The organism is Halorubrum sp. Atlit-26R (assembly GCF_003666015.1).
In the GTDB taxonomy this organism is placed as follows: Archaea; Halobacteriota; Halobacteria; order Halobacteriales; family Haloferacaceae; genus Halorubrum.
Genome location: NZ_QPLT01000515.1, coordinates 1 through 450 on the forward strand (window position 1 = coordinate 1; position 450 = coordinate 450).

Here is a 450-nt window from a genome sequence, read left to right on the forward strand (position 1 = left end):
GGTCGCGAGCGGCCTTCTCGGTCGCGTTCCCGCTGATGTAGGTCGTACTGCTCGCGTACGCCCCGTTGTCCCACGGGGTCGCGTCGGTGTCGTCGGCCTTCACGTGGACCGACTCGATGCCGAGTCCGAACACGCTCGCCGCAATCTGGCCCATCACCGTCTCAGAGCCCTGTCCGGTGTCTCCGACGCCGACCCGGACGGTGAGCGTCCCGTCATCTTCCAGCGTGATGTTACACCGGGAGAACTCGCTGCTCGGGACGCCGGATTTCGCCATCGCCAGCGCGACCCCGTAGCCGCGCTGGTAGCGGTCGTCGGCCGGTTCCTCGGGGCCGTCCGCCCAGCCGAGCGTCTCGCAGGCGCGTTCGAGACACTCCTTGACGCCGACGGATTCGAGGGTTCGCTTGCTCTCGCTGTACTCCGGTTCGAAGCTCTCGTCGCCCTCCTCGACCG

General features: G+C 68.0%; 1 protein-coding gene. It reads right to left on the bottom strand.

Features of this window, described 5'->3' with window-relative positions; all coding sequences use genetic code 11:
- On the bottom strand, positions 1-450 hold a 450-nt coding region (locus tag DVK07_RS21725), incomplete at both ends, for a molybdopterin cofactor-binding domain-containing protein (protein WP_147441340.1).